General features: G+C 44.8%; 2 protein-coding genes. Both read left to right on the top strand.

The genetic code is table 11. From position 1 onward, the window contains the following. On the top strand, positions 1-345 hold a 345-nt coding region (locus R8269_RS25535; RefSeq protein ID WP_318222952.1), incomplete at its 5' end, for an energy transducer TonB. Between the two features lie 12 nt (positions 346-357). After that, positions 358-1,133: tetratricopeptide repeat protein (locus R8269_RS25530; RefSeq protein ID WP_412079973.1), on the top strand; the 776-nt coding region annotated here is incomplete at its 3' end.

The raw sequence follows: 1,133 nt of genomic DNA, 5'->3' as shown, positions 1-1,133 counted from the left end.
CCAGTTAACGTCACTGGTGGCTCAGTGCTCGGTCATTACAGCCAAGGTGGCGGAGCGAGACTGGCAGGTAGCGGAGGCCCTGTGCCTTTAGCAACATTCCAACCTCAGATGCCTCGTAAGGCCGCCCGTTCTGGACTTGAGAAAGGTATCGTACTTGTAGAGTTTACTGTTAACGAACGTGGTAGCGTCGAGGACGTCAAAGTTTTAAAAGAGACACCACGTAAGTTGGGCTTGGGACAAGCCGCGAAGAAAACCGTATCTAAGTGGACCTTCAAACCCAAGATGGTTGATGGTAAAGCGGTTAGCTCTCGCCTTTCTCAAGAAATTGAGTTCTCTACAAACTAAGGAGTCATACGTATGAAAGCATATACCAAACTGTTGGCTTCTCTAGTGTTATTGTCAGGCGCGTATGGCGCGCCTGGTTTTGCCAACACTCCGGAGTTGTCAGACAAAACGTTTCGAACGGTAAACAAAGTTCAGGAACTCATTGCTACAGAAAAGTACGCTGATGCCCTTTCTAAATTGAACTCAGCATTAAGTAGTACAAGCAAAAAACAATATGACCGTGCAGTCTTACTGCAACAGATGGGCTTTTTGTACTCTCTGCAAGATGACTACCCGAAAGCAGCAAAGTATTTTGCTGATGCGTTAAGTTTAAACGCACTTCCAGTGCCTGTAGCCCAGCAAGTTCGTTATAGCTTGGCGCAGCTTTACTTAGCCGAAGGGCAATTTAAAAAGTCAGTAGCAACCATGAATGAGTGGTTCAAAATTGCAGAAACCACCGAAGAAAAGCCACAAGCGCATGCATACATCCCTCTAGCGAGTGCTTATGTTCAGCTAGAAGATTACAAAAACGCGATTCCACCAGCTAAGCAAGCAATCGCTATGAGTAAAGAACCTAGTGAATCTTGGTATCAGCTACTGATGTCTGCGCATTATGAACTTAAGCAGTTCAAGAGCGTTGCGGGTGTATTGAAAACATTAACCACTAAATATCCAAAAAATAAGCGTTACTGGACTCAATTGTCTGGTATTTACATGGAGTTAGGCCAAGAGAGCAATTCTTTAGCGACTCTGGAAATGGTTTACAAAATGGGGAAACTAGCGGGTGAGAAAGAGTATCTTCGCTTTGT

The organism is Vibrio sp. Vb0667 (assembly GCF_033391095.1).
Note: the sequence above shows the minus strand (reverse complement) of the source record. Positions and strands in the feature narration are given on the sequence as shown.